Origin of the sequence: Streptomyces hyaluromycini (assembly GCF_002217755.1) — a bacterium.
Taxonomy (GTDB): Bacteria; Actinomycetota; Actinomycetes; order Streptomycetales; family Streptomycetaceae; genus Streptomyces; species Streptomyces hyaluromycini.
The window spans coordinates 501,463-526,790 of sequence record NZ_BCFL01000016.1 but is presented as its reverse complement, the minus strand read 5'-3'; the positions used below and the strand labels follow the sequence as shown (position 1 = coordinate 526,790).

General features: G+C 69.6%; 25 protein-coding genes. 22 read left to right on the top strand and 3 right to left on the bottom strand.

What is annotated here, in order from left to right:
- Positions 1-30: 30 nt before the first annotated feature.
- The 19 genes from SSP29_RS02405 to SSP29_RS60860 all read left to right on the top strand — a co-directional run bounded on the left by SSP29_RS02405 (position 31) and on the right by SSP29_RS60860 (position 17,133).
- Positions 31-1,155 carry an LCP family protein gene (locus SSP29_RS02405; protein ID WP_089098766.1) on the top strand — a complete coding sequence of 375 codons (1,125 nt, stop codon included), beginning with the start codon at positions 31-33 and terminating at the stop codon, positions 1,153-1,155.
- Positions 1,156-1,431: 276 nt separating this feature from the next.
- Positions 1,432-1,656 carry a 50S ribosomal protein L31 gene (gene rpmE / locus SSP29_RS54860; RefSeq protein WP_030049623.1) on the top strand — a complete coding sequence of 75 codons (225 nt, stop codon included), beginning with the start codon at positions 1,432-1,434 and terminating at the stop codon, positions 1,654-1,656.
- Positions 1,657-1,763: 107 nt separating this feature from the next.
- Entirely contained in the window at positions 1,764-2,840 is a 1,077-nt protein-coding gene (gene prfA, locus SSP29_RS02395; protein ID WP_089098765.1) for a peptide chain release factor 1, read from the top strand.
- Between the two features lie 35 nt (positions 2,841-2,875).
- A complete protein-coding gene (gene prmC / locus SSP29_RS02390; protein ID WP_089098764.1) occupies positions 2,876-3,721 on the top strand; it encodes a peptide chain release factor N(5)-glutamine methyltransferase in 846 nt (281 codons plus the stop codon).
- Positions 3,722-3,782: 61 nt separating this feature from the next.
- Complete coding sequence (locus SSP29_RS02385) at positions 3,783-4,430, top strand: L-threonylcarbamoyladenylate synthase (protein ID WP_089098763.1); 648 nt, start codon at positions 3,783-3,785, stop codon at positions 4,428-4,430.
- On the top strand, positions 4,427-5,110 hold the full coding sequence (locus tag SSP29_RS02380) for an arsenate reductase/protein-tyrosine-phosphatase family protein (RefSeq protein WP_089098762.1): 684 nt from the start codon (positions 4,427-4,429) through the stop codon (positions 5,108-5,110). The genes SSP29_RS02385 and SSP29_RS02380 overlap by 4 nt, the downstream gene beginning before the upstream one ends.
- 291 nt (positions 5,111-5,401) lie before the next feature.
- On the top strand, positions 5,402-6,646 hold the full coding sequence (gene glyA, locus SSP29_RS02375) for a serine hydroxymethyltransferase (RefSeq protein WP_089098761.1): 1,245 nt from the start codon (positions 5,402-5,404) through the stop codon (positions 6,644-6,646).
- 149 nt (positions 6,647-6,795) lie between these two features.
- Complete coding sequence (locus SSP29_RS02370; RefSeq protein ID WP_089098760.1) at positions 6,796-8,184, top strand: MraY family glycosyltransferase; 1,389 nt, start codon at positions 6,796-6,798, stop codon at positions 8,182-8,184.
- Positions 8,185-8,486: 302 nt separating this feature from the next.
- Positions 8,487-8,918: a Cg1360 family ATP-synthase-associated protein gene (locus SSP29_RS02365; RefSeq protein ID WP_089098759.1), complete on the top strand. Its 432-nt coding sequence runs from the start codon at positions 8,487-8,489 to the stop codon at positions 8,916-8,918.
- Positions 8,919-9,143: 225 nt separating this feature from the next.
- Positions 9,144-9,977 (top strand): F0F1 ATP synthase subunit A, encoded by an 834-nt coding sequence (gene atpB / locus SSP29_RS02360; RefSeq protein ID WP_150133409.1) that lies wholly within the window; start codon positions 9,144-9,146, stop codon positions 9,975-9,977.
- 76 nt (positions 9,978-10,053) lie between these two features.
- Positions 10,054-10,302, top strand: coding sequence for an ATP synthase subunit C-like protein (locus tag SSP29_RS02355; RefSeq protein ID WP_067003022.1), 249 nt, complete (start codon positions 10,054-10,056; stop codon positions 10,300-10,302).
- A 37-nt stretch (positions 10,303-10,339) separates the two neighbouring features.
- A complete protein-coding gene (locus tag SSP29_RS02350) occupies positions 10,340-10,885 on the top strand; it encodes a F0F1 ATP synthase subunit B (protein ID WP_089098758.1) in 546 nt (181 codons plus the stop codon).
- Positions 10,882-11,697: a F0F1 ATP synthase subunit delta gene (locus tag SSP29_RS02345; RefSeq protein ID WP_089098757.1), complete on the top strand. Its 816-nt coding sequence runs from the start codon at positions 10,882-10,884 to the stop codon at positions 11,695-11,697. The genes SSP29_RS02350 and SSP29_RS02345 overlap by 4 nt, the downstream gene beginning before the upstream one ends.
- Before the next feature lie 133 nt (positions 11,698-11,830).
- A complete protein-coding gene (gene atpA / locus SSP29_RS02340) occupies positions 11,831-13,420 on the top strand; it encodes a F0F1 ATP synthase subunit alpha (RefSeq protein WP_089098756.1) in 1,590 nt (529 codons plus the stop codon).
- Between the two features lie 21 nt (positions 13,421-13,441).
- On the top strand, positions 13,442-14,356 hold the full coding sequence (locus tag SSP29_RS02335; RefSeq protein ID WP_089098755.1) for a F0F1 ATP synthase subunit gamma: 915 nt from the start codon (positions 13,442-13,444) through the stop codon (positions 14,354-14,356).
- Positions 14,356-15,792: a F0F1 ATP synthase subunit beta gene (gene atpD / locus SSP29_RS02330; RefSeq protein ID WP_089098754.1), complete on the top strand. Its 1,437-nt coding sequence runs from the start codon at positions 14,356-14,358 to the stop codon at positions 15,790-15,792. Before SSP29_RS02335 ends, atpD begins: the two co-directional genes overlap by 1 nt.
- 134 nt (positions 15,793-15,926) lie before the next feature.
- Positions 15,927-16,301, top strand: a complete 375-nt coding sequence (locus SSP29_RS02325) for a F0F1 ATP synthase subunit epsilon (RefSeq protein WP_089098753.1) — start codon at positions 15,927-15,929, stop codon at positions 16,299-16,301.
- 130 nt (positions 16,302-16,431) lie between these two features.
- On the top strand, positions 16,432-16,878 hold the full coding sequence (locus tag SSP29_RS02320; protein WP_089098752.1) for a DUF2550 domain-containing protein: 447 nt from the start codon (positions 16,432-16,434) through the stop codon (positions 16,876-16,878).
- Between the two features lie 132 nt (positions 16,879-17,010).
- Complete coding sequence (locus SSP29_RS60860) at positions 17,011-17,133, top strand: hypothetical protein (protein ID WP_275539742.1); 123 nt, start codon at positions 17,011-17,013, stop codon at positions 17,131-17,133.
- Between the two features lie 195 nt (positions 17,134-17,328).
- Here the strand turns inward: SSP29_RS60860 and SSP29_RS02315 are convergent, their stop codons facing one another.
- Both SSP29_RS02315 and SSP29_RS02310 read right to left on the bottom strand, forming a co-directional pair.
- Positions 17,329-19,155, bottom strand: coding sequence for a glycoside hydrolase family 18 chitinase (locus tag SSP29_RS02315; RefSeq protein WP_089098751.1), 1,827 nt, complete (start codon positions 19,153-19,155; stop codon positions 17,329-17,331).
- Positions 19,156-19,310: 155 nt separating this feature from the next.
- Positions 19,311-19,883: a cob(I)yrinic acid a,c-diamide adenosyltransferase gene (locus SSP29_RS02310; RefSeq protein WP_089098750.1), complete on the bottom strand. Its 573-nt coding sequence runs from the start codon at positions 19,881-19,883 to the stop codon at positions 19,311-19,313.
- Between the two features lie 208 nt (positions 19,884-20,091).
- On the opposite strand from SSP29_RS02310, the gene SSP29_RS02305 reads away from it, so the two are divergent.
- From SSP29_RS02305 to SSP29_RS51325, 3 genes are all read left to right on the top strand, one after another.
- Positions 20,092-20,940: a 3-hydroxyacyl-CoA dehydrogenase family protein gene (locus SSP29_RS02305; protein ID WP_089098749.1), complete on the top strand. Its 849-nt coding sequence runs from the start codon at positions 20,092-20,094 to the stop codon at positions 20,938-20,940.
- Between the two features lie 184 nt (positions 20,941-21,124).
- Positions 21,125-21,448: an STAS domain-containing protein gene (locus tag SSP29_RS02300; RefSeq protein WP_030672301.1), complete on the top strand. Its 324-nt coding sequence runs from the start codon at positions 21,125-21,127 to the stop codon at positions 21,446-21,448.
- A 334-nt stretch (positions 21,449-21,782) separates the two neighbouring features.
- Entirely contained in the window at positions 21,783-24,299 is a 2,517-nt protein-coding gene (locus SSP29_RS51325) for an ATP-binding protein (RefSeq protein ID WP_107436131.1), read from the top strand.
- A gap of 354 nt (positions 24,300-24,653) precedes the next feature.
- Here SSP29_RS51325 and nucS read toward each other — a convergent pair whose 3' ends face one another.
- Positions 24,654-25,325, bottom strand: a complete 672-nt coding sequence (gene nucS / locus SSP29_RS02290) for an endonuclease NucS (protein WP_089098748.1) — start codon at positions 25,323-25,325, stop codon at positions 24,654-24,656.
- Positions 25,326-25,328 lie beyond the last annotated feature (3 nt).

Genomic DNA, 25,328 nt, shown 5'->3' with positions numbered 1-25,328 from the left:
CCGAGAAGTCGTACGAGAACAGAGGAGCCCATGTCCCCCGAGAGCACGCCGGAGCCGGTCATACCCGAGGCCGGAGCGAGCCGCGGCAGAGGCCGCCGCCGCAAGGCCCCCGGCAAGGGCCGCAGGGCGCTGCTCGTCACCGCCTGGACGGCGGCCGGCATCCTCGTCCTCGGCGGCACCGGTGTCGGCTACCTGTACTTCAAGCTCAACGGCAACCTCAAGACCGTCGACATCAACCAGGCGCTCGGCACCGACCGGCCCACCAAGGTCGACAACGGCTCCGAGAACATCCTGGTCCTCGGCTCGGACACGCGTTCCGGCGCCAACAAGAAGCTCGCCGGCGGCGCGGACGACGGCAGCGCACGCTCCGACACGGCGATGATCATCCACGTCTACAAGGGCCACAAGAAGGCCGCCGTGGTCTCCGTCCCCCGTGACACCCTGGTCGACCGCCCCTCCTGCACCGACGCGCACGGCACCACCCACTCCGCCGCGACCGGCGTGATGTTCAACTCCGCGTACTCCACGGGCGGCGCGGCCTGTGCGGTCAAGACCGTCGAATCGCTCACCGGCATCCGCATGGACCACTACCTGGAGGTCGACTTCTCGGGCTTCCAGAAGCTCGTCGACGAGCTCGGCGGGGTCACGGTCACCACGACGAAGAACATCGACGACCGGGAGAGCCACCTCGACCTCAAGGCCGGCACACACACGCTGACCGGCAAGCAGGCCCTCGGCCTGGTGCGCACCCGGCACGGCGTCGGCGACGGCTCCGACCTGGGCCGCATCCAGCTCCAGCAGGCCTTCGTCAAGGCCCTGATCGACCAGGTCAAGCAGGTGGGCGTCTTCACCAGCCCCAAGAAGCTGTACGACCTGGCCGACACCGCGACGAAGACGGTCACCACCGACTCCGACATCGGCTCGGTGAACTCCCTGATCGGCTTCGCGGACGGGCTGAAGTCCATCAGCTCCAAGAACATGCACATGGTGACGATGCCGGTCGAGTACGACCCGGCGAACCCGAACAGGGTGATCGTGGCCGAGGCGAAGGCGAAGCTGGTCTGGAAGGCCCTGAAGAACGACAGGCCGATCCCGGCGAGCGCCACGAAGGGCACGGCGACGGGGCAGGCCAAGGGGGTCGTGACGTCGTCGTGAGGGTGCGGCTCGGTGGGGGCTGATCGCGCCCACGCGGCGGAGCCGCACATCGATACAGCCCCGCGCCCCTGAAAGACAGGTGGGACCAGCTGACCTGCTTTTCAGGGGCGCGGGGAACTGCGCGACAAGCCCCCACTCGCCCGCAGGGAATAGATCACCGAAGCCCCCGGTTTTGGGCTATGCGTCCAGCCCTGGCAGACTGGTACGTCGGCCCCGGTTCACGCCCCGCAAGCCCGCGTAGGCGACCCGGTGCCCTCCCGATATCTAGGAGACACCTTGAAGCGCGAGATCCACCCCGAGTACGTCGAGACGCAGGTCAGCTGCACCTGTGGCGCGTCGTTCACCACCCGTAGCACGATCACCAGCGGCACCATCCGTGCCGAGGTCTGCTCCGAGTGCCACCCGTTCTACACGGGCAAGCAGAAGATCCTCGACACCGGTGGCCGCGTGGCCCGCTTCGAGGCCCGCTTCGGCAAGGCTGCTGCCGGCTCCAAGAAGTAGCGAGCCCCATTTCGCCGGTCCACGGCCACGCTCCGACGAGGGCGTGCCCGGGACCGGCGTTTTTGGTCGCCCGCCTTCCCTTCCGTACGCAGTATCAGGAGCCCAAAATGTTCGAGGCCGTCGAGGAACTCGTCGTCGAGCACGCAGACCTGGAGAAGAAGCTCGCCGACCCGTCGGTCCACGCCGACCAGGCCAACGCGCGCAAGCTGAACAAGCGCTACGCCGAACTCACTCCGATCGTCGCCACGTTCCGCTCCTGGAAGCAGACCGGCGAGGACATCGAGACCGCGCGTGAACTGGCCGCCGACGACCCCGACTTCGCCGCCGAGGTCAAGGAACTGGACAAGCAGCGCGACGAGCTCACCGAGAAGCTGCGCCTGCTGCTCGTGCCCAGGGACCCGTCCGACGACAAGGACGTCATCCTGGAGATCAAGGCGGGGGCGGGCGGAGACGAGTCCGCCCTGTTCGCCGGCGATCTTCTGCGCATGTACCTCCGGTACGCCGAGCGCGTCGGCTGGAAGACAGAGATCATCGACTCCACCGAGTCCGAGCTCGGCGGCTACAAGGACGTCCAGGTCGCCGTGAAGACCAAGGGCGGCCAGGGCGCCACCGAGCCCGGCCAGGGTGTCTGGGCGCGGCTGAAGTACGAGGGCGGCGTGCACCGCGTGCAGCGGGTGCCGGCGACCGAGTCGCAGGGCCGTATCCACACCTCGGCGGCCGGTGTGCTCGTCACGCCGGAGGCGGAGGAGGTCGACGTCGAGATCAACCCGAACGACCTCCGGATCGACGTCTACCGGTCCTCCGGGCCCGGCGGGCAGTCCGTCAACACCACCGACTCCGCCGTGCGCATCACGCACATTCCCACCGGAGTCGTCGCCTCCTGCCAGAACGAGAAGAGCCAGCTGCAGAACAAGGAGCAGGCCTTGCGTATCCTGCGCTCCAGGCTGCTCGCCGCGGCGCAGGAGGAGGCGGAGAAGGAGGCCGCCGACGCCCGCCGCAGCCAGGTCCGCACCGTCGACCGCTCCGAGAAGATCCGCACGTACAACTTCCCGGAGAATCGCCTCTCGGACCACCGCGTGGGCTTCAAGGCGTACAACCTGGACCAGGTCCTGGACGGCGACCTCGACGCGGTGATCCAGGCCTGCGTCGACGCGGACTCGGCCGCCAAGCTCGCGGCCGCGTAAGCCATGCACGACTGAGTACGACACGGAGGACCAGCGTGAACCTGCTGCTCGCCGAGGTGGCCCAGGCCACCCAGCGGCTGGCCGACGCCGGCGTGCCCTCGCCGCGCAACGACGCGGAGGAGCTCGCCGCGTTCGTGCACGGCGTGAAGCGGGGCGCGCTGCACTCCGTCAAGGACTCCGACTTCGACGCCCGCTACTGGGAGGTCATCGCCCGCCGGGAGCAGCGCGAGCCGCTCCAGCACATCACCGGGCGGGCGTATTTCCGGTACCTCGAACTCCAGGTGGGTCCCGGCGTGTTCGTGCCGCGCCCCGAGACCGAGTCCGTGGTCGGCTGGGCCATAGACGCCGTGCGCGCCATGGACGTGGTCGAGCCCCGCATCGTCGACCTGTGCACCGGATCCGGCGCCATCGCGCTCGCCCTCGCCCAGGAGGTCCCGCGCTCGCGCGTGCACGCCGTGGAGCTGTCCGAGGAGGCGCTCCAGTGGACCCGCAAGAACATGGCGGGCTCCAGGGTCGACCTGCGCCAGGGGAACGCCCTGGACGCCTTCCACGACCTCGACGGCCATGTCGACCTGGTCATCTCCAACCCTCCGTACATCCCGCTCACCGAGTGGGAGTACGTCGCCCCCGAGGCCCGCGACTACGACCCGGAGCTGGCCCTGTTCTCCGGCGAGGACGGCCTGGACCTGATCCGGGGCATCGAACGCACCGCGCACCGGCTGCTGCGCCCCGGCGGTGTCGTCGTCATCGAGCACGCCGACACCCAGGGCGGCCAGGTGCCGTGGATCTTCACCGAGGAGCGGGGCTGGGCCGACGCGGCCGACCACCCGGACCTCAACAACCGCCCCCGCTTCGCGACCGCCCGCAAGGCGCTGCCGTGAGCACCCCGCAGGCAGTGTTTTCCGAAGTCCAGAATTACGTGTACGAGGAGGCCCGCTAGACATGGCACGGCGATACGACACCAACGACGCGACCGACCGCGTGACGGGTCTGCGCGAGGCCGCGTCCGCCGTCCGCCGGGGCGAACTGGTGGTGCTGCCGACCGACACGGTGTACGGCATCGGCGCCGACGCGTTCACCTCGGAGGCGGTCGCCGACCTCCTCGACGCCAAGGGCCGGGGCCGCAACATGCCCACCCCGGTGCTGATCGGGTCCCCGAACACGCTCCACGGTCTCGTCACCGACTTCTCCGAGCTGGCCTGGGAACTGGTCGACGCGTTCTGGCCGGGCGCCCTCACGCTGGTCGCCAAGCACCAGCCGTCCCTGCAGTGGGACCTGGGCGACACCCGGGGCTCGGTGGCCGTCCGGATGCCCCTGCACCCCGTCGCCATCGAGCTGCTCACCGAGGTCGGCCCGATGGCCGTCTCCTCCGCCAACCTCACCGGCCACCCGTCCCCGGAGACCTGTGACGCCGCGCAGGAGATGCTCGGCGACTCCGTCTCCGTGTACCTCGACGGCGGCCCGACCCCCGGCAACGTCCCCTCGTCGATCGTCGACGTCACCCGCGAAGTTCCGTTGCTGCTGCGCGCGGGCGCGATCTCGGCGGAGGAGCTGCGGAAGGTCGTACCCGACCTTGAGGTGGCGAATTGACAGCCCCTGACGCGGGGCGTGGCATAGGCAACGGGGAAAGCGCGGCGGAGATCACGACGACGTTCGTGGGGCTGCCGCGCGACAGCTTCCGCATCCTCCACGTCAGCACCGGCAACGTGTGCCGCTCGCCGATCACCGAGCGGCTGACCCGCCATCTCGTGACGGACCGGCTCGGCGCCTTCCTCGGCGGCGGGCTGGTCGTGGAGAGCGCGGGCACCTGGGGCCATGAGGGCGCGCCCATGGAAGCCAACGCGGAGGCTGTCCTCGCCGACTTCGGTGCGGACGCCTCCGGTTTCGTGGGGCGCGAACTGCTCGACGAGCACGTGATCCGGGCCGACCTGGTCCTGACCGCCACCCGCGACCACCGGGCCCAGGTCATCTCCATGGGCCACTCGGCGGGCCTGCGCACCTTCACGCTGAAGGAGTTCACCCGGCTGGTCCGCGCGATAGACCCGGCGACCCTGCCGCCGACGTCGGAAGGCGTGGTCGTCCGGGCGCGTGCGCTGGTCCGTGCGGCGGCGGCGCTACGCGGGTGGCTGCTGGCGCCCACGGCGGAGGCGGACGAGGTCTACGACCCGTACGGCGCCCCGCTCCCCTTCTTCCGCTCGATCGGCGACGAGATACACGAGGCGCTGGACCCGGTGGTCACAGCGCTGACGGGCGTCCCGGCGCGGATGTAAGCCCCCGTTTCTCACATCGGCACCCGGCGCTGTCGGCCGTGCCCACCCGTTCCGCCCTGCGGAACGCCTGCCCACGGCGGTTGCGGAAGCGGATGCCCACGGCGGAGCGCCCCGTAAGGGGCGCGGGGAACTGCGCGGGCAACCCCCACGCACCCGCACTCGCGCGACCGGCCGCAATCACCCCTCCCGCAGCGAAACCACCAGCACCACGGTCGTACGCACAAACCGCGCGTCCACCCCATACCGGGCCTACATTGGTCATACGTCACCGTCGACCGCCCGGAGCCTGTCATGTCGGTCACCCCTGCCCTCCTCCAGGGCGATCTGCTGCGGCGGCAGGATCCGGAGCTGGCCGAGATCCTGCTGGGAGAGCTGGCCCGGCAGTCGACGTCGCTGCAGCTGATCGCCGCCGAGAACTTCACCTCCCCGGCCGTGCTGGCCGCGCTGGGATCGCCGCTGGCCAACAAGTACGCCGAGGGGTATCCGGGCGCCCGGCACCACGGCGGCTGCGAGATCGTGGACGTCGCCGAGCGGCTCGCCGTGGACCGGGCCAAGGCCCTGTTCGGCGCCGCGCACGCCAATGTGCAGTCCCACTCGGGGTCGTCGGCCGTCCTGGCCGCGTACGCCGCCCTGCTGCGCCCCGGGGACACCGTGCTCGCCCTGGGGCTGCCCTACGGCGGCCATCTCACGCACGGTTCGCCGGCCAACTTCTCCGGCCGCTGGTTCGACTTCGTCGGGTACGGGGTGGACGCCGAGAGCGGGTTCATCGACTACGACCAGGTGCGGGCACTGGCCCGCTCGCACCGGCCCAAGGCGATCGTGTGCGGGTCCATCGCCTATCCCCGGCACATCGACTACGCCTTCTTCCGCGAGGTCGCCGACGAGGTGGGCGCCTACCTCATCGCCGACGCCGCCCATCCCATCGGGCTCGTCGCCGGGGGAGCGGCACCGAACCCGGTGCCGTACGCCGACGTGGTGTGCGCGACGACACACAAGGTGCTGCGCGGGCCGCGCGGCGGGATGCTGCTGTGCGGTTCGCCGGAGCTGGCCGAGCGGCTCGACCGGGCGGTGTTCCCGTTCACGCAGGGCGGCGCCCAGATGCACACCATCGCCGCGAAGGCGGTCGCGTTCGGGGAGGCGGCAACACCGGCGTTCACCGCGTACGCCCATCAGGTGGTCGCCAATGCGAGGGTTCTCGCGTCCGGGCTGGAGGAGGCGGGGCTCGTCGTCACCACGGGCGGCACGGACACCCATCTGATCACCGTCGACCCGGCGCCGCTCGGGGCCGAGGGGAAGGCCGCCCGGGGACGGCTCGCGGCCGCCGGGATCGTCCTCGACTGCTGTGCCCTGCCGCACGGTGACGCGCGGGGGCTGCGGCTGGGCACCGCCGCCGTGACCACACAGGGCATGGGGGAGACGGAGATGGCCCGGATCGCGGTGCTGCTGGCGGGCGTGGTGAGCGGTGTCACGGACCCGGGGAGGGCGCGTGACGAGGTGCGCGAGCTCACCGGTAGATTTCCGCCGTACCCCGGGTGAGAGGGGGTGGGCGCAGCGTCGTACACCCGTTGTACGCCCGGCTCACAGCCATCCGTGCAACCATCGTCGCTACCCGGAAGTCCCCACACATATGCGTCCCTCGCTAGGGTGTGGGGCTGTGATGGCCAGCGAGACATGTGGGGAAGCCTGTGCGTGAATACCTGCTGACGCTCTGCATCACGGCCGCGGTGACGTACCTGCTGACAGGGCCGGTACGGAAGTTCGCGATCGTGGCAGGGGCCATGCCGGAGATCCGGGCGCGTGACGTGCACCGGGAGCCCACTCCGCGGCTCGGCGGGATCGCGATGTTCTTCGGCCTGTGCGCGGGGCTGCTGGTCGCCGACCACATGTCCAACCTCAACGAGGTCTTCGAGAACTCGAACGAGCCGCGGGCGCTGCTCTCCGGCGCGGCCCTGATCTGGCTGATCGGTGTGCTCGACGACAAGTTCGAGATCGACGCGCTGATCAAGCTGGGCGGTCAGATGATCGCCGCGGGCGTCATGGTCATGCAGGGTCTGACGATCCTGTGGCTGCCGGTGCCGCTCGTCGGCACGGTGGCGCTGACCCCGTGGCAGGGCACCCTGCTGACGGTGGCCCTGGTGGTCATCACCATCAACGCGGTGAACTTCGTCGACGGCCTGGACGGCCTGGCCTCCGGCATGGTGTGCATCGCGGCCGCGGCGTTCTTCATGTACGCCTACCGGATCTGGTACTCGTACGGCATCGAGGCCGCCGCCCCGGCGACGCTGTTCTCGGCGATCCTGATGGGCATGTGCCTGGGCTTCCTGCCGCACAACATGCACCCCGCCCGGATCTTCATGGGCGACTCCGGGTCGATGCTGATCGGCCTGGTGCTGGCCGCCGGGGCGATCTCGGTCACGGGCCAGGTCGACCCGGACGCGATGAAGCTGTTCGCCGGGTCCGAGCGCAACACCGTCCACCAGATGGTGCCGGTCTACATCCCGCTGCTGCTGCCGCTGACCATCATCGCGGTGCCGGCCGCCGACCTGGTGCTGGCGATCGTGCGGCGCACCTGGCGCGGCCAGTCGCCGTTCGCGGCGGACCGCGGGCACCTGCACCACCGGCTGCTGGAAGTCGGTCACTCGCACAGCAGGGCCGTGCTGATCATGTACTTCTGGGCGGCCCTGATCGCCTTCGGGGCGCTGGCCTACTCCGTGAACTCCGCGTCCATGTGGATCGTGCTCGGTGTGGTGTTCCTCAGCGCGATCGGCCTGGGGCTGCTCCTGCTGCCGCGGTTCACGCCGCGGGCCCCGATGTGGGCGCAGGCCATCGTGCCGCCCCGCTACCGGCGCCGCGGGACGGTCCAGCCGGCCGAGGAGCCGGCGGCGGCAACTGTCGGGGCGGCGGAGTCCGTTGAGCTGGAGGAGCCGGAGAAGCCGAGCGACGAGCACCGCTCCCCGGTGACCGCCGCAGTGGCCTCGGCGAACGGCGCGACGGCGCCCTCGGTCAACGGTGCGACCGCCATCGGCGCCCGTTCGCGCCTCCTGGATCGGCGCACTTCCGAGACGTCCCGCTGACTCCGCCAAGGTAAGAATCTGACTAGAGCATTGCCAAGTCGTGGGGGACCAAAGCCCCCTAATACCAGACACAACGGCTCGGTTTTTGCTCAGACGCGCAGGTTCGCTCTCATGTGTGACGGCGAGCACACCTACCAGGTAAAGACCTCATCAAATAGTTTGTGATACGGTTCACGAGAACCCCGGACAGAGTCGAAGGACCCGACTGCGACGGTCCGTCAGCGTGAGGTCTTCGACCCTCCGACCGGGACTACGCTCGTCCATGACGACACCTGCCCCCCTGTGAAAGCGGAGTTGCCGCCATGCCGTCCAATGACGCCCGGATCCTGGCCCAGGTCGCCGTACCCACGGCCGCTGTCGGCGTGCTCGCAGCCGTCGTCAGCGGAGTGGTCGCGGGCGGCAAGGGGGCGATCGGGGCGATCGTCGGGACGGTGATCGTGATCCTCTTCATGGGGATCGGTCTCTACGTCCTGCAGCGCACGGCCAAATCCATGCCGCAGCTCTTCCAGATGATGGGCCTGATGCTCTACGCGGCCCAGCTTCTGCTGCTGTTCATCTTCATGGCCGTGTTCAAGAACACGACGCTGTTCAACCCCCGGGCCTTCGCCATCACGCTCGTGGCCGCCACGCTCACGTGGATCGCGGCACAGACCCGTGCCCACATGAAGGCCAAGATCCTCTACGTCGAACCCGAGAAGTCCGAGAAGTCCGAGAAGTCCGGACAATCGTCGTGAGAGGTAGGGCCGGGATAAAGGCGTACGAGAGATGCTGCTATCGTCCGGTGCCAACTGCGGCATCGCGGGCGCGGGCATCTGAGCTGACGCCTGCTCAATCGCGAGGCGAGATGCCCCCCAGCCGCCCCCACATCCGTAACACCAGTCCCGTGCCGAACCGCGGCCCTGCGCCGCGCCGACACAACGAGGTTGCCGTACCTATGCGCCACGCTGAAGGAGCCCGCGGTGAGTGCTGACCCGACGCAGACGCTCGCTTTCGACACGAGCTGTCACCTGTTCGGAAACGACGGGTGCGGTTTCGACACGGTCGCTCCGGGCCTGCACTCGTTCCTGTTCAAGCCGCTTTGGGGCGGCGCGGACAGCAACGTGTACTTCAACAAGACGATGCTGCTGGCGCTGCTCGGGTCGATCATCGTCATCGGCTTCTTCTGGGCCGCCTTCGCCAGGCCGAAGGTCGTCCCGGGCAAGCTCCAGATGGTGGCCGAGGCCGGATACGACTTCGTCCGCCGCGGTGTCGTCTACGAGACCATCGGCAAGAAGGAAGGCGAGAAGTACGTCCCGCTCGTCGTCTCGCTCTTCTTCTTCATCTGGATGATGAACCTCTGGTCGATCATCCCGATCGCCCAGTTCCCGGTGACCGCGATCATCTCGTACCCCGCCGCCCTGGCCGCGATCGTCTACATCCTGTGGGTCTCGCTGACCTTCAAGCGGCACGGCTTCGTCGGCGCCTTCAAGAACTTCACCGGCTATGACAAGTCGCTCGGCGCGGTTCTCCCGCTGTCGATGACGATCGAGCTCTTCTCGAACCTGCTCGTGCGGCCCTTCACCCACGCCGTCCGGCTCTTCGCGAACATGTTCGCCGGCCACACCCTGCTGCTGCTCTTCACCGTTGCCAGCTGGTACATGCTCAACGGCGTCGGCATCGCCTACTCCGGTGTCTCGTTCGTGATGGTCCTCGTGATGACGGCCTTCGAGCTCTTCATCCAGGCTGTCCAGGCCTACGTCTTCGTACTGCTGACCTGCAGCTTCATTCAGGGCGCGCTCGCCGAGTCCCACTGAGCGCCAACCCGACCCACCACCCATGACATCCGGTGGCCAACCCCCACCGGTCATTGAAAGAGAAGGAAGAACCGGCATGTCCGTTCTGCACGAGACCCTGGCCGCTGTCCAGATCAAGGGCAACCTCGGCTCCATCGGTTACGGCCTCGCCGCGATCGGCCCGGGCGTCGGCGTCGGCATCATCTTCGGTAACGGCACCCAGGCCCTCGCCCGCCAGCCCGAGGCGGCCGGCCTGATCCGCGCCAACCAGATCCTCGGCTTCGCCTTCTGTGAGGCGCTCGCCCTGATCGGTCTGGTCATGCCGTTCGTCTACCCGGCCTCCTGACCCGACCGCAGCGCACGTTTAGACGAAAGGCACTGATATGAGCCCCCTGGTTCAGCTGGCGGCGGAGGAGGCCGAGAACCCCCTCATCCCGCCGATCCCAGAGCTCGTCATCGGCCTCATCGCCTTCGTCATCGTCTTCGGCTTCCTCGCCAAGAAGCTCCTTCCGAACATCAACAAGGTTCTGGAGCAGCGCCGCGAGGCGATCGAGGGCGGTATCGAGAAGGCCGAGGCCGCCCAGACCGAGGCCCAGAGCGTCCTTGAGCAGTACAAGGCGCAGCTGGCCGAGGCCCGGCACGAGGCCGCGCGCCTGCGCCAGGAGGCTCAGGAGCAGGGCGCCACGCTCATCGCTGAGATGCGCGCCGAGGGCCAGCGGCAGCGTGAGGAGATCGTCGCCGCCGGTCACGCGCAGATCGAGGCCGACCGCAAGTCCGCCGCGCAGGCGCTCCGTCAGGACGTCGGCCACCTGGCCACCGACCTGGCCGGCAAGCTCGTCGGCGAGTCCCTTGAGGACCACGCCCGTCAGAGCCGCGTGATCGACCGCTTCCTCGACGAGCTTGAGGAGAAGGCCGAGGCGGCGCGATGAACGGAGCGAGCCGCGAGGCCCTGGCAGCCGCACGTGAGCGTCTCGACGCGCTGACGGACTCCACGTCCGTGGACGCGACGCGGCTCGCCGACGAGCTGGCGGCCGTCACCGCGCTGCTCCACCGTGAGGGAGGCCTGCGCCGGGTCCTCACCGACCCGGCACAGGCCGGCGAGGCGAAGGCCGAGCTGGTCCGGCGCCTGATCGGCGGCCAGGTCTCCGAGACCACCGCCGACCTGGTGTCCGGCCTGGTCCGCTCCCGCTGGTCGCAGCCCCGCGACCTGGTGGACGCGCTGGAGCAGCTGGCGAACACCGCCGACCTCACGGCCGCGGAGAAGTCCGGCGCGCTGGACGACGCCGAGGACGAGCTGTTCCGGTTCGGCCGGATCGTCTCCTCCAGCACCGAGCTGCGCGCCGCGCTCACCGACCGCAAGGCCACCGTCGCCGCGAAGACCGAGCTGCTGCACCGGCTGCTCGGCGGCCGTGCCAAGCCGGTCACCGAGCGTCTGGTCACGCGCCTTGTGACCGTGCCGCGGGGACGTAGCCTGGAAGCGGGCCTGGAGGCCCTGTCGAAGCTGGCCGCGGAGCGTCGCAGCCGTGTGGTCGCCGTGGTCACCTCGGCGGTGCCGCTGAGCGAGCCGCAGAAGCAGCGCCTGGGCGCCGCCCTCGCGAAGCTCTACGGCCGCACGATGCACCTCAACCTCGACGTCGACCCCGCGGTCGTCGGCGGGATCCGGGTGCAGGTCGGTGACGAGGTCATCAACGGTTCCATCGCGGACCGGCTGGAGGACGCGGCCCGCCGCATGGCGAGCTAGCACCTCGGTGGTCGAGAACAAGCAGTACGTACTTACGACGGCCCGGGTTGGGCCGTACATGAAGAATCCTGGGGGTCGCCCCCAGACCCCCCAAGTGAAACTTCGGGCCCAACAAGGAGAGCAGGGAACCCAGATGGCGGAGCTCACGATCCGGCCGGAGGAGATCCGGGACGCGCTGGAGAACTTCGTCCAGTCGTACAAGCCGGACGCGGCCTCGCGCGAGGAGGTCGGTACGGTCACCCTTGCCGGCGACGGCATCGCGAAGGTCGAGGGCCTCCCCTCGGCCATGGCCAACGAACTGCTGAAGTTCGAGGACGGCACCCTCGGCCTCGCGCTCAACCTGGAAGAGCGCGAGATCGGCGCCATCGTCCTCGGTGAGTTCAGCGGCATCGAGGAGGGGCAGCCGGTGCAGCGCACCGGTGAGGTCCTCTCCGTCGCGGTGGGCGAGGGCTACCTCGGCCGCGTCGTCGACCCGCTCGGCAACCCGATCGACGGCCTCGGCGAGATCGAGACGTCCGGCCGCCGCGCCCTGGAGCTGCAGGCTCCCGGCGTCATGGCCCGTAAGTCGGTGCACGAGCCGATGGAGACCGGCTACAAGGCCGTCGACGCGATGACCCCGGTCGGCCGCGGCCAGCGCCAGCTGATCATCGGTGACCGCCAGACCGGCAAGACCGCCCTGGCCGTCGACACGATCATCAACCAGCGCGACAACTGGCGCTCGGGCGACCCGAAGAAGCAGGTCCGCTGCGTCTACGTCGCCATCGGCCAGAAGGGCTCGACCATCGCCTCCGTGCGTGGCGCCCTCGAAGAGGCCGGCGCGCTGGAGTACACGACCATCGTCGCCGCCCCGGCGTCCGACCCGGCCGGCTTCAAGTACCTGGCGCCGTACACCGGCTCGGCCATCGGCCAGCACTGGATGTACGACGGCAAGCACGTCCTCATCATCTTCGACGACCTCTCGAAGCAGGCCGACGCCTACCGCGCCGTCTCCCTGCTGCTGCGCCGCCCGCCGGGCCGTGAGGCCTACCCGGGTGACGTCTTCTACCTGCACTCCCGTCTCCTTGAGCGCTGCGCCAAGCTCTCCGACGAGATGGGCGCTGGCTCGATGACCGGTCTGCCGATCGTCGAGACCAAGGCCAACGACGTCTCGGCGTTCATCCCGACCAACGTCATCTCCATCACCGACGGCCAGTGCTTCCTGGAGTCGGACCTGTTCAACGCCGGTCAGCGCCCCGCGCTGAACGTCGGTATCTCCGTCTCCCGAGTCGGCGGTTCCGCGCAGCACAAGGCGATGAAGCAGGTCTCCGGCCGCCTCCGTCTGGACCTCGCCCAGTACCGCGAGCTGGAGGCGTTCGCCGCCTTCGGTTCCGACCTGGACGCCGCGTCGAAGTCGCAGCTGGAGCGTGGTTCCCGACTGGTCGAGCTGCTCAAGCAGGCTCAGTACCAGCCGATGTCCACCGAGGACCAGGTCGTCTCCGTGTGGGCCGGCACCACCGGCAAGATGGACGACGTCCCGGTCTCCGACATCCGCCGCTTCGAGAAGGAGCTCCTGGAGTACCTGCACCGCAAGGAGCAGGGCCTCATGACCTCCATCAAGGAGGGCGGCAAGATGTCGGACGACACCCTCACCGCTGTTGCCGACGCCATCGCCGAGTTCAAGAAGCAGTTCGAGACCTCGGACGGCAAGCTTCTCGGCGAGGACGCCCCGGCCGCGGCCAAGTGACGTAAGGAAGGGACCTGACTCATGGGAGCCCAGCTCCGGGTCTACAAGCGTCGCATCCGATCCGTCACCGCGACCAAGAAGATCACCAAGGCGATGGAGATGATCGCCGCCTCGCGTGTCGTCAAGGCGCAGCGCAAGGTGCGGGCCTCCGCGCCGTACGCGACCGAGCTCACCCGCGCGGTCACGGCGGTCGGTACGGGGTCGAACACCAAGCACCCGCTGACCACCGAGGCTCAGACGCCGACCCGTTCCGCGGTGCTGCTCCTCACGAGCGACCGCGGTCTGGCCGGTGCCTTCAACTCCAACGCCATCAAGTCCGCCGAGCAGCTGACGGCGCGCCTTGAGGCGGAGGGCAAGGAGGTCGACACGTACATCGTCGGCCGCCGCGGTCTGGCCCACTACAACTTCCGCGAGCGCAAGGTCGTGGAGTCGTGGTCGGGCTTCACCGACGAGCCCTCGTACGCGGATGCCAAGAAGGTCGCGGCGCCGCTGATCGAGGCCATCGAGACGGAGACGGCGGACGGCGGGGTGGACGAACTCCACATCGTCTACACCGAGTTCGTGTCGATGATGACGCAGACGGCGCTCGATGCCCGGCTGCTGCCGCTGCGCCTCGAAGAGGTCGCGGAGGAGAAGCCCCAGGGCGAGATCCTTCCGCTGTACGACTTCGAGCCCTCGGCGGAGGACGTCCTCGACGCCCTGCTGCCGCGCTACGTGGAGAGCCGTATCTACAACGCGCTGCTCCAGTCGGCGGCTTCGAAGCACGCTGCCACGCGGCGCGCGATGAAGTCGGCCACCGACAACGCGGGCGAGCTGATCAACACGCTCTCCCGGCTTGCCAACGCGGCCCGCCAGGCCGAAATCACCCAGGAAATCAGCGAGATCGTCGGTGGCGCCAGCGCCCTGGCCGACGCGACCGCGGGGAGTGACCGCTAATGACCACCACTGTTGAGACCGCGACGGCCACGGGCCGCGTCGCCCGGGTCATCGGCCCGGTCGTCGACGTGGAGTTCCCCGTCGACGCGATGCCGGAGATCTACAACGCGCTGCACGTCGAGGTGGCCGACCCGGCCAACGCCGGCGAGAAGAAGACGCTGACCCTGGAGGTCGCCCAGCACCTGGGTGACGGCCTGGTCCGCACCATCTCCATGCAGCCCACCGACGGCCTGGTCCGCCAGGCCCCGGTCACCGACACCGGCGACGGCATCACCGTCCCGGTCGGCGACTTCACCAAGGGTAAGGTGTTCAACACCCTCGGTGAGGTGCTGAACGTCGACGAGCAGTACGACGGCGAGCGCTGGTCCATCCACCGCAAGGCCCCGAACTTCGACGAGCTTGAGTCGAAGACCGAGATGTTCGAGACCGGCGTCAAGGTCATCGACCTGCTCACCCCGTACGTCAAGGGTGGCAAGATCGGTCTGTTCGGCGGTGCCGGCGTCGGCAAGACGGTGCTCATCCAGGAGATGATCTACCGCGTCGCCAACAACCACGACGGTGTCTCCGTGTTCGCCGGTGTCGGCGAGCGCACCCGTGAGGGCAACGACCTCATCGAGGAGATGGCCGACTCGGGCGTCATCGACAAGACCGCCCTGGTCTTCGGCCAGATGGACGAGCCCCCGGGCACCCGTCTGCGCGTGGCCCTCGCGGGTCTGACCATGGCGGAGTACTTCCGCGATGTGCAGAAGCAGGACGTGCTGTTCTTCATCGACAACATCTTCCGCTTCACGCAGGCCGGTTCCGAGGTCTCGACCCTGCTCGGCCGGATGCCCTCCGCGGTGGGCTACCAGCCGAACCTGGCCGACGAGATGGGTCTCCTCCAGGAGCGCATCACCTCGACCCGCGGTCACTCGATCACCTCGATGCAGGCGATCTACGTCCCCGCGGACGACCTGACCGACCCGGCCCCGGCCACCACCTTCGCCCACCTCGACGCGACGACGGTGCTCTCCCGTCCGATCTCGGAGAAGGGCATCTACCCGGCCGTGGACCCGCTGGACTCCACGTCCCGGATCCTGGACCCGCGCTACATCGCGGCGGACCACTACAACACCGCCATGCGCGTGAAGACGGTCCTCCAGAAGTACAAGGACCTCCAGGACATCATCGCGATCCTCGGTATCGACGAGCTGGGCGAGGAGGACAAGCTCACCGTCCACCGTGCCCGTCGCGTGGAGCGCTTCCTGTCCCAGAACACCCACGTCGCCAAGCAGTTCACCGGCGTCGACGGGTCGGACGTCCCGCTGGAGGAGTCGATCGCCGCGTTCAACGCGATCATCGACGGCGAGTACGACCACTTCCCGGAGCAGGCGTTCTTCCTGTGCGGTGGCATTGAGGACCTCAAGGCCAACGCCAAGGAGCTGGGCGTCTCCTGAACACCCTGAGTTCTTCCGAACTCATTGCGTTCTTCGGGTGAGGGGGCGGGCGCGTCCCGCCCCCTCACTCACGCCTACTAGAATTGACCCCAACACCCGGCACCCCTGCCGGGTGGTGACCCGAGGAGCCACCCTTGGCTGCTGAGCTGCACGTCGAGCTCGTCGCCGCGGACCGCCAGGTCTGGTCCGGCGAGGCCACCCTGGTCGTCGCACGCACCACGTCCGGCGACATCGGCGTCATGCCCGGTCACCAGCCGCTGCTCGGTGTGCTGGAGTCGGGCCCGGTGACCATCCGTACGAGTGATGGTGGAACGGTCGTCGCCGCGGTGCACGGCGGTTTCATCTCGTTCGCGGACAACAAGCTCTCGCTGCTGGCCGAGACCGCCGAGCTGTCGGACGAGATCGACGTCCAGCGCGAGCAGCGCGAGCTGGAGCGCGCGAAGGCGGAGGGCGACGCCACCGCCGAGCGGCGCGCCGACGTCCGTCTGCGGGCGGCGACAGCGCGCTGACACACTGCGCGTATGCGTTGACGTAACTCAGCCGCGGCTGGGGCCGGAGCCATTCCGGACCCAGCCGCGGCTGAGGTAGATCTGGGTCTTTTTACGTTCCATTACCTAGGAGACGAGGAGGTCGGTGCCGATGGTCCTCGCTCTGACTGTGGCCGGAATCGTGGTCGCGCTGGTGGTGGTGGGACTCTTCCTGTTCGGCCTGCGCCGCAGACTGATCCAGCGCTCCGGCGGCACCTTCGACTGTTCCCTGCGCTGGGAGGTCCCCGAGAAGACGGACACCAGCGGCAAGGGCTGGAGCTACGGCGTCGCCCGCTACAACGGCGACAGCGTCGAGTGGTACCGCGTCTTCTCCTACGCCTACCGCCCCCGCCGGGTCCTGGAGCGCGACCGGATCGAGGTGGCCGGCCGCCGTCTCCCCGAGGGGGAGGAGGAGCTGGCCCTGCTCTCCGACGCCGTCATCCTCGCCTGCACCCATCGCGGCACCCGTCTCGAACTCGCCATGAGCGAGGACGCGTTGACGGGCTTCCTCGCCTGGCTGGAGGCGGCCCCGCCCGGACAGCGGGTGAACGTCGCCTAGTTCCTCGCCACCCGACACAGGGGGTTCGGGGTGTCGGCGCCCTGACCTACGGCGACCGTGTGCGGTTCAGGGCTGAGTGACACCGTGAAGTTGAGGGGCGAGGCGGCCAGGAGGGCCGCGAGGGTCGCCCCGGTGAACACCCCCAACGAGGTCGCCCTGGAGGTGACCGGCCGTTCTCCGGAGCCGGCCGGCCGTGCCGCCGGTCCGGACGGGTGCGCCCTGTTCTGCCTGCGCTTCATTCTTTCCCCCGAATGAATCGTTCCGCTTGTCTTCTGGAGACATCGATTCTTCCCGGCCGACGGCCCTCTTTCAGCCGCCGACCGGCCTGCCCGCAGGGCCGAACGTCCCCTTCCGCGCACGCGGGGGGCGTGCGAGGGGTGAAACGCGCCGTCGCGGACGGCCCGAAGGCCGCCCGCGACGGGGTGGGGGGTTGGGGATGGAGCGAAGGGGTCAGCTCAGCCCGGAGTTGATGGCACTCACCAGCTCACCGTCGCTGGTGTCACCGCTGAACTCCCAGAAGAACGCGCCGCCGAGGCCCTGGGTCTTGGCCCAGCTCATCTTCCCGGCGATCGTCGACGGGGTGTCGTACGACCACCAGTTGGTGCCGCAGTGGGCGTATGCCGTGCCCGCGATGGTGCCGGTGACCGGGCAGGACGTCTTGAGGACCTTGTAGTCCTCGATGCCCTGTTCGTACGTTCCGGTCGCTGCACCCGTGGCCGTGCCGCCCGGCGCGTCCTGGGTGACGCCGGTCCAGCCTCTGCCGTAGAACCCGATGCCGATCAGCAGCTTGCTCGCCGGCACGCCCTGCGCCTTGAACTTGGCCATCGCGTCGGCCGTGTCGAAGCCGGCGGTCGGGATGCCCGTGTACGAGGTGAGCGGGGAGTGCGGGGCGGTCGGGCCGGTGGTCGCCCAGGCGCCGAAGAAGTCGTACGACATCACGTTGTACCAGTCGACGTACTGGGAGGCGCCCGCGTAGTCGGTGGCGTCGATCTTGCCGCCGGAGGAGCCGTCGGCCGTGGTGGCCGCGGTGACCAGGGCGGAGGAGCCGAACTTGGCGCGCAGCGCGGACATCAGGTTCTTGAAGGCCGCCGAGCCGCTGGTGTCGCAGCTCAGACCGCAGGCGTTCGGGTACTCCCAGTCGATGTCGATGCCGTCGAAGACATCGGCCCAGCGCGGGTCCTTGACCAGGTTGTAGCAGGAGTCCGCGAACGCGGTCGGGTTGGCCGCCGCCTGTGCGAAGCCGCCGGACCAGGTCCAGCCGCCGAAGGACCAGAGGATCTTGATGTTCGGGTACTTGGCCTTCAGCTCGCGCAGCTGGTTGAAGTTGCCGGCCAGCGGCTGGTCCCAGGTGTCGGCGACGCCGCTGACCGACGTGTCGGCGGTGAACGTCTTCTGGTAGTCGGCGTAGGCGTCGCCGATCGCGCACTGACCGTTCGTCACGTTCCCGAAGGCGTAGTTGATGTGCGTGATCTTCGCCGCGGACCCGGACGTCACCAGGTTCTTCACCTGGTAGTTGCGGCCGTAGATGCCCCACTCGGTGAAGTAGCCGAGCTTGACCTTGGAGCCGGTGGTCGGGGGAGTGGTCGTACCGCCGGTGGTGTGCACCGCGACCGCGCCGCTGACCGGGCCGGTCTGGTTCGCGGTGTCGCGGGCCTGGACGGTGTAGGAGTAGTCGGTGCCGGCCGTCAGACCCGTGTCGGTGTACGAGGTCGTGGTCACCGTGGAGACCACCTTGCCGTCGCGCAGGACGTCGTAGTTCTTGACGCCGTTGTCGTCGGTGGCGGCGGACCAGTTCAGCTGCACCGAGGTGTTGGTGATGCCGGACGCGGTCGGGGTGCCGGGCGCGGAGGGCGCCGCGTCACCGGGGACGGTGGTGCCGCCGTCACAACTGGCGCCGTTGAGCAGACAGTTGCTCGGTGATCCCGAACCGGCGCCGTTGAAGCCGAAGGAGACGGAGGCGCCGGGGGCGATGGAGCCGTTGTAGGACTTGTTCTTGGCGGTCCAGTGGGTGCCGGAGGAGGTGACGTCCGCGTCCCACGCGGAGGTGACCGACGTTCCGGAGGGGTAGTCCCACTCGACGGTCCACGAACTGATGGTGGTGGTACCGGTGTTCTTGACGGTCCACTGGCCGCCGAAGCCGGTACCCCAGTCCGAGGTCTTGGCATAGGTCGCGGTGGCGGACGTCGCGGCCTGGGCGGGGCTCGCGAGACCGACCAGACCGGCCAGGGGGAGCACCAGCGTCGCGAGCCCTGCCGCGACTCTGTGTCTGAAGCGCATGCTGCGCCTCCCTCTCGATCGGGGGTGACGTGGGCATGACTGAGCCTTCATGCCCATGGTGCCGCGAGAATAGAAAGGTCTGGACCACCGGTCAATAGGTCTGGACCACTCCGTATACGGCTGTCAGCTCCCCAACTCCCGTGCCCCGACGGCCGTTACCGCTCCCCGCCGGGCACCCACAGCACGTCCCCGACCTCCTTGTTGGCCGTGCGGGCGAGAATGAACAGCAGGTCCGACAGGCGGTTGAGGTAGGTCGCGGTCAGCGGGTTCATCGCCTCGCCGTGCGCCTCCAGCGCGGTCCACGTCGACCGCTCGGCCCGCCGTACGACCGTGCAGGCCTGGTGGAGCAGGGCCGCGCCCGGGGTGCCGCCCGGGAGGATGAAGGAGCGGAGCTTCTCCAGCCGCTCGTTGAAGCGGTCGCAGTCCGCCTCCAGCTTGTCGACGTAGAACTGCTCGACCCGCAGGGGCGGGAACTGCGGGTTCTCCACCACCGGAGTCGACAGGTCCGCGCCGACGTCGAAGAGGTCGTTCTGCACCCGGGTGAGCACCTTGACGACCTCCTCCGCCAGCCCGCCCAGCGCGATCGCCGTCCCGATCACCGCGTTCGCCTCGTTGGCGTCGGCGTACGCCGAGATCCGCAGATCCGTCTTGGCGACCCGGCTCATGTCCCCGAGAGCGGTGGTGCCACGGTCGCCGGTCCTGGTGTAGATGCGCGTCAGATTGACCATGCGGCCAGCGTAAAGGTGTCCCGGGGAAGCCGGGCCGCGCGGTACGTGGCGCGAAACGGACCGTGCCGTCGGGGGTGCCTGACGGGACGTGACGGTTGTCTCACGTCCTGAGACCGTGACACGCGTTACTTACCGGGTTTCCGGGCCCCCGACGAGCGCTAGGGTCCCGCCCAAGAGGCATACCTCAACAGCGTGTAAGGGGAGCGGAGTGGCACGGAAGCTTGCCGTCATCGGGGCCGGCCTGATGGGTTCCGGTATCGCCCAGGTCGCCGCACAGGCCGGCTGGGACGTGGTCCTGCGAGACGTCACCGACGAGGCGCTGGACCGTGCGGTCGGCGGCATCCAGGCTTCGTACGACAAGTTCGTGAGCAAGGGCCGGCTGGAGGCGCACGACGCCGACGCCGCCCTGGCCCGCATCACCACGACCACCGACCTGGACGCGGTCGCGGACGCGGACATCGTGGTCGAGGCCGTCTTCGAGAAGCTGGAAGTCAAGCACGAGATCTTCCGCGCCCTCGACAAGATCGTGCGCCCGGACGCCGTACTCGCCTCCAACACCTCCGCCATCCCGATCACCAAGATCGCGGCGGCCACCGAGCACCCCGAGCGGGTCGTCGGCGTCCACTTCTTCTCGCCGGTGCCGATGATGCAGCTCGTGGAGCTGGTCCGCGGCTACAAGACCAGCGACGAAACCCTCGCCACCGCGCGGGAGTTCGCCGAGTCCACCGGCAAGACCTGCATCGTCGTCAACCGGGACGTCGCCGGCTTCGTGACGACCCGGCTGATCTCGGCGCTCGTCGTCGAGGCCACCAAGCTGTACGAGTCGGGCGTCGCCACCGCCGAGGACATCGACCTCGCCTGCAAGCTGGGCTTCGGTCACGCCATGGGCCCGCTGGCCACGGCCGACCTCACCGGCGTCGACATCCTGCTGCACGCCACGAGCAACATCTACACCGAGTCGCAGGACGAGAAGTTCGCCCCTCCGGAGCTGATGCGCCGGATGGTTGACGCCGGTGACATCGGGCGCAAGAGCGGGCAGGGCTTCTACACGTACTGAACATCAGTACGTAGCCCCCCTGACCACCTCTCAAAACGTACAAACCCCGGGGTTTTCACCCTCGGGGGTGAATTCGGTATCGGTTCGCTTACAGATGGCAACCTCTGACCGGCGAACGCAGTCAGAGGTTGCATTACCGGACATCACTTTCACGGAGTAGGACACGCACTCTCGGGGAGCGCATATGTACATCAGGGGCGACCACGCCGAGCTGGTCGTCGGGGGCCGCCTCGACGTACGCAGCGCGGCGGACGCCCGTACGGTCCTGCACTCGGCCGTCGACGACGGAGTCGGCGACCTGGTGCTGGACCTGTCCGAGCTGGACTCCTGGGACGCCACCGGACTCGGGGTGATCATGGGGGCCCACCGGCGGGCCGGCCGCTGCGGCCGCCGCCTGGTGCTGCGCGGCGTACCGCCGCAGATGCAGCGCCTGCTGGTGGCCACCCGGCTGCACCGGATCCTGGCGATCGAGGGGGGTATCGGGGTGGAGTCGCTGCCCCGGGTGTGACACCGGGACCGGTGCCGGGCCGTGCGGCGGCGAGCCGCCGGGACACGGCACACCATGGGGACACGGCGATCCGGTGTGAACCGGGCGACGGGGGTGACCCGGTCGGACGGCGCGCAAGCGCACGTCAGACGCAATCCTCACGAGACTGTGATGTCTCGGACGGCGCGGTACCCCGGACTGTCGTAGATACTGTGCCAAGGTTTAAGGTTCGGTCGCCCGCCGCCCTTGCCACCCTTCGAGCGCGGGCCCGGACCAGAAGCGACAGCGCAGTGTGCAACAGGCCGGGAGGGGCCGGAATTCACGGCACACGACGCTTTTGGGGGGCTAGGAACCTATGGACCCGAACAACCCGGGACCCGAGGGGTACGGCCAGGACGGCGACGGCAGCACGCCGCGCCAGCGCCCGCCCAGGGAATCCCTCACCAACGACTTCGGCCAGAGCGTGCCGGCGACGGCCCGCACCACGCGGCTGGTCACCGGCGACTTCCTGCTGACCGTCAACCCCGTCGACGGCAGTGAGATAGAACCCTGCCCGCCGACCGAACGCCCCGCCAGACCCGAGAAGCGCACCGCCGCCGAGCGTGCCGAGTACGAGCGCGGCGTCCGGCCGCCGGTTCCGCCCGGTCCCGCCCAGCCCGAGCTGCCGCTCCTGGAACGCCAGGACGACCGCGAGCGGCTCGTCCGGCTCCTCGCCCGCGGCCGCTCCGTGCGCCTCACCGGCCCCTCGGGCTCCGGCCGCACCGCGCTCCTCGACCTGGTCGCCGACGACTGCTCCGACCTCGCCCCCGACGGCGTGGTCCGCCTCAACGGCTTCCACCGCACGTCCGAGGACCTGCTCCACGACCTCTTCCGCGCCGTCTACAAGGCGCCCGCGCACCGCCCCGGACCCGACGAGCTCCTCGAACTGGTCCGTGACATCGGCGCGGTCGTCGTCCTCGACGACATCGAGTTCGGCGGCGCCGGGCTCGACGAGCTGATCGACGCCACCCCCGAGTGCGCCTTCCTGATCGGCGCCACCCCGGACGTGCCGGCGCCCACCGCCGACTCCGCGGTCGAGGAGGTCTTCCTCAGCGGCCTGGAGCGGGCCGGCGGCGTCGACATCCTGGAGCGCGCGGTCGGCCGGGTGCTCACCGAGGAGGAGGCCAACTGGGCCGGAGACCTCTGGTTCGAGTCCGAGGGCCTGCCGCTGCGCTTCGTCCAGGCGGGGGCGCTGCTGCGCCAGCGCGACCAGGTGCGCGCCAGCGCGGGCGCCGTTGACGAGTTCGGCGTCTTCGCATCCAACCTGTCCGATCTCGCCGATCTGCCGGCCGACGCGCCCCTCGACGCCGAGGCGACCGAAGAGGTCCCGCTCCCGTCCCTCGGCGAGGCCGCCGCGCCCGCCCCGCTGCTCGCCTCCCGGCTCAGCGGCTCCGCCCGGGCCACCCTGCGCTTCGCGGTCGCCCTCGGCGGCGAGGTGCCGAACCAGGCGCATCTGCCGGCCCTCGTCGGCGACACCCACGCGGACGCCGCCCTCGGCGAACTGGCGGGCTGCGGACTGGTCTCCCCGGTGGGCTCCCGCTACCGGCTCGCCGCGGGCGTCCTGCAGCAGCTGGAGGCCGCCGGATACGCCGACGACGCGACGGCCCAGGCACTCACGGCCGCCCAGCACTACAGCTGGTGGGCCGGGCACCCCTCGGTCTCCCCGGAGCGGGTCTGCGCGGAGGCTGACGCGGTCCTCGCCGCGCTGACGCTGCTGGTGCCCGAGACGGTCGCGCCGGCGGAGGACGAGGACAGCACGCCGGTACGACTGGCCCGTACGGCCGCGCCCGCGTTTGCGGCGGGGCTGCACTGGAGCGCCTGGGAACGGGTGCTGCGGGCCGGCGCGGAGGCCTCCCGGCTCGCCGGTGAGGTGGGCGAACAGGCCTACTTCCACCACGAGCTCGGCATCCTCGCGCTCTGCGGCGACCAGCTGGACCGCGCGCGGGCCGAGTTGGAGGCCTCGATCGGCCTGCGCGGGGCGCTCGCCGACAAGCGGGGTACGACGGCCGGCCGACGGGCCCTCGCCCTGGTGGCGGACCGCTCGGGCGAGGTCATCCCGGCCGTCGCCGCGATGGCCGGCGACGAGATTCCCGACGCCCGGCACGAGGAGTCCATATCCCCGGCGGGCGGCGTCACGAGGCCCTTCCCGGCGGTCCACTCGCCGGTTTCGGACACCCTGGTGACCCACAGGGTCCCGGGGCAGCCGGCGCCGGCCCAGGGCGGCGGGGGCGGCCTTGTCCGCATGGCCCGCCGGAACCTGGTGGCGGTGGGTGCGGGGGTGCTTCTGACGGCCGTCCTGGGCACCGTGGTCACCCTCGGCATGACCTCCAACAACAACGCCGACAACCCGTCCAACGACGTGAGCGTCAACCCGTCGGCGAGCGAGGGCACGGGCGACGGCAGCCTCGGCGCCGACCCCGGGCAGACGCCGGGCACGGGCGACACCGGCACGGCGACGGCCAAGCCGACGGACCCGGGCCCCGACGGCACCCTGGGCACGTCGGACGACCCGACGCCCCCCTCGGACACGAAGACGCCTTCGGCTTCGGCTTCTGGGACCAAGGGGTCGTCTAGCGGCGGTACGACGAGCTCGCCGTCGAAGTCGCCGACACCGACGCCGTCGACTTCGAAGTCGGCATCGCCGAGCCCGTCGAAGTCCGAGTCCCCGTCGGCGAGCCCGTCGCCGTCACCCTCGTCCTCGGCCCCGACCGACACTCCGTCCACCAGCAACTCGGCGAGCGGTCCCGCGTCCAGTGCTCCGGCGGCGTCGAGCAGCTCGGCGGCGGCATCGGAGAGCAGCAGCACGGGAACGTCGACCGGCACGCTGATCTGAGCTCCTGGGGCGTCCCGTCCTCCGTGCGCGGGACGCCCACCTCGGATACCGACTCCCAGGCCGACACCGGCCACTCGCCGGGCAAGCCGACACCGGGCGTCCGCCTGGCGGGTCTGCGTGGGGCGCTTGCCTTGGGGGCCGGAGTCGAGCCCGCCTCGGATGCCCGCGTTGATTTCCACGCCGCCCACCCCACTACCGCCGCGACGGCGCTCGGCCCCTACGGCGGTGACCGGCGGTTCCGGACCGGCCCGGGCCGAGTTCGGCACCGCCGGTTCGCGCCATCGTGGTGGAGCGCCGTCGCGGCGGTATCGGGGTGGGCTGCTCAGGGGCGTCGGCCCGGCCTGCCCAGGTCGGTCAGAACAGGCGGAGTTTGTCGTCCTCGATGCCGCGCAGGGCGTTGTAGTCGAGGATCGTGCAGCCGATGCCGCGGTCGGTGGCGAGGACCTTTGCCTGGGGCTTGATCTCCTGGGCCGCGAAGATGCCGCGGACGGGGGCGAGATGGGGGTCGCGGTTGAGGAGTTCCAGGTAGCGGGTGAGCTGTTCGACGCCGTCGATCTCGCCACGACGTTTGATCTCGATGGCCACGGTCCGGCCCTCGGCGTCGCGGCACAGGATGTCCACGGGGCCGATCGCCGTCATGTACTCGCGGCGGATGAGGGTGTAGCCGTCGCCGAGGGTCTCGATGCGGTCGGCCAGCAGCTCCTGGAGGTGCGCTTCCACGCCGTCCTTGATCAGGCCCGGGTCGACGCCCAGCTCGTGCGAGGAGTCGTGCAGGACCTCCTCCATCGTGATGATGAGCTTCTCGCCCGCCTTGTTGATGACGGTCCAGACGCCCTCCTCGTCACCCGTTCCCTCCTTGAGGGTGCACGGCGGCGACATCCAGTTGAGGGGCTTGTAGGCCCGGTCGTCCGCGTGGATCGAGACACTGCCGTCCGCCTTGACCAGGATCAGACGGGGAGCGGAGGGAAGGTGGGCGGTGAGCCGGCCGGCGTAGTCGACGGAGCACCGGGCGATGACGAGACGCATGGT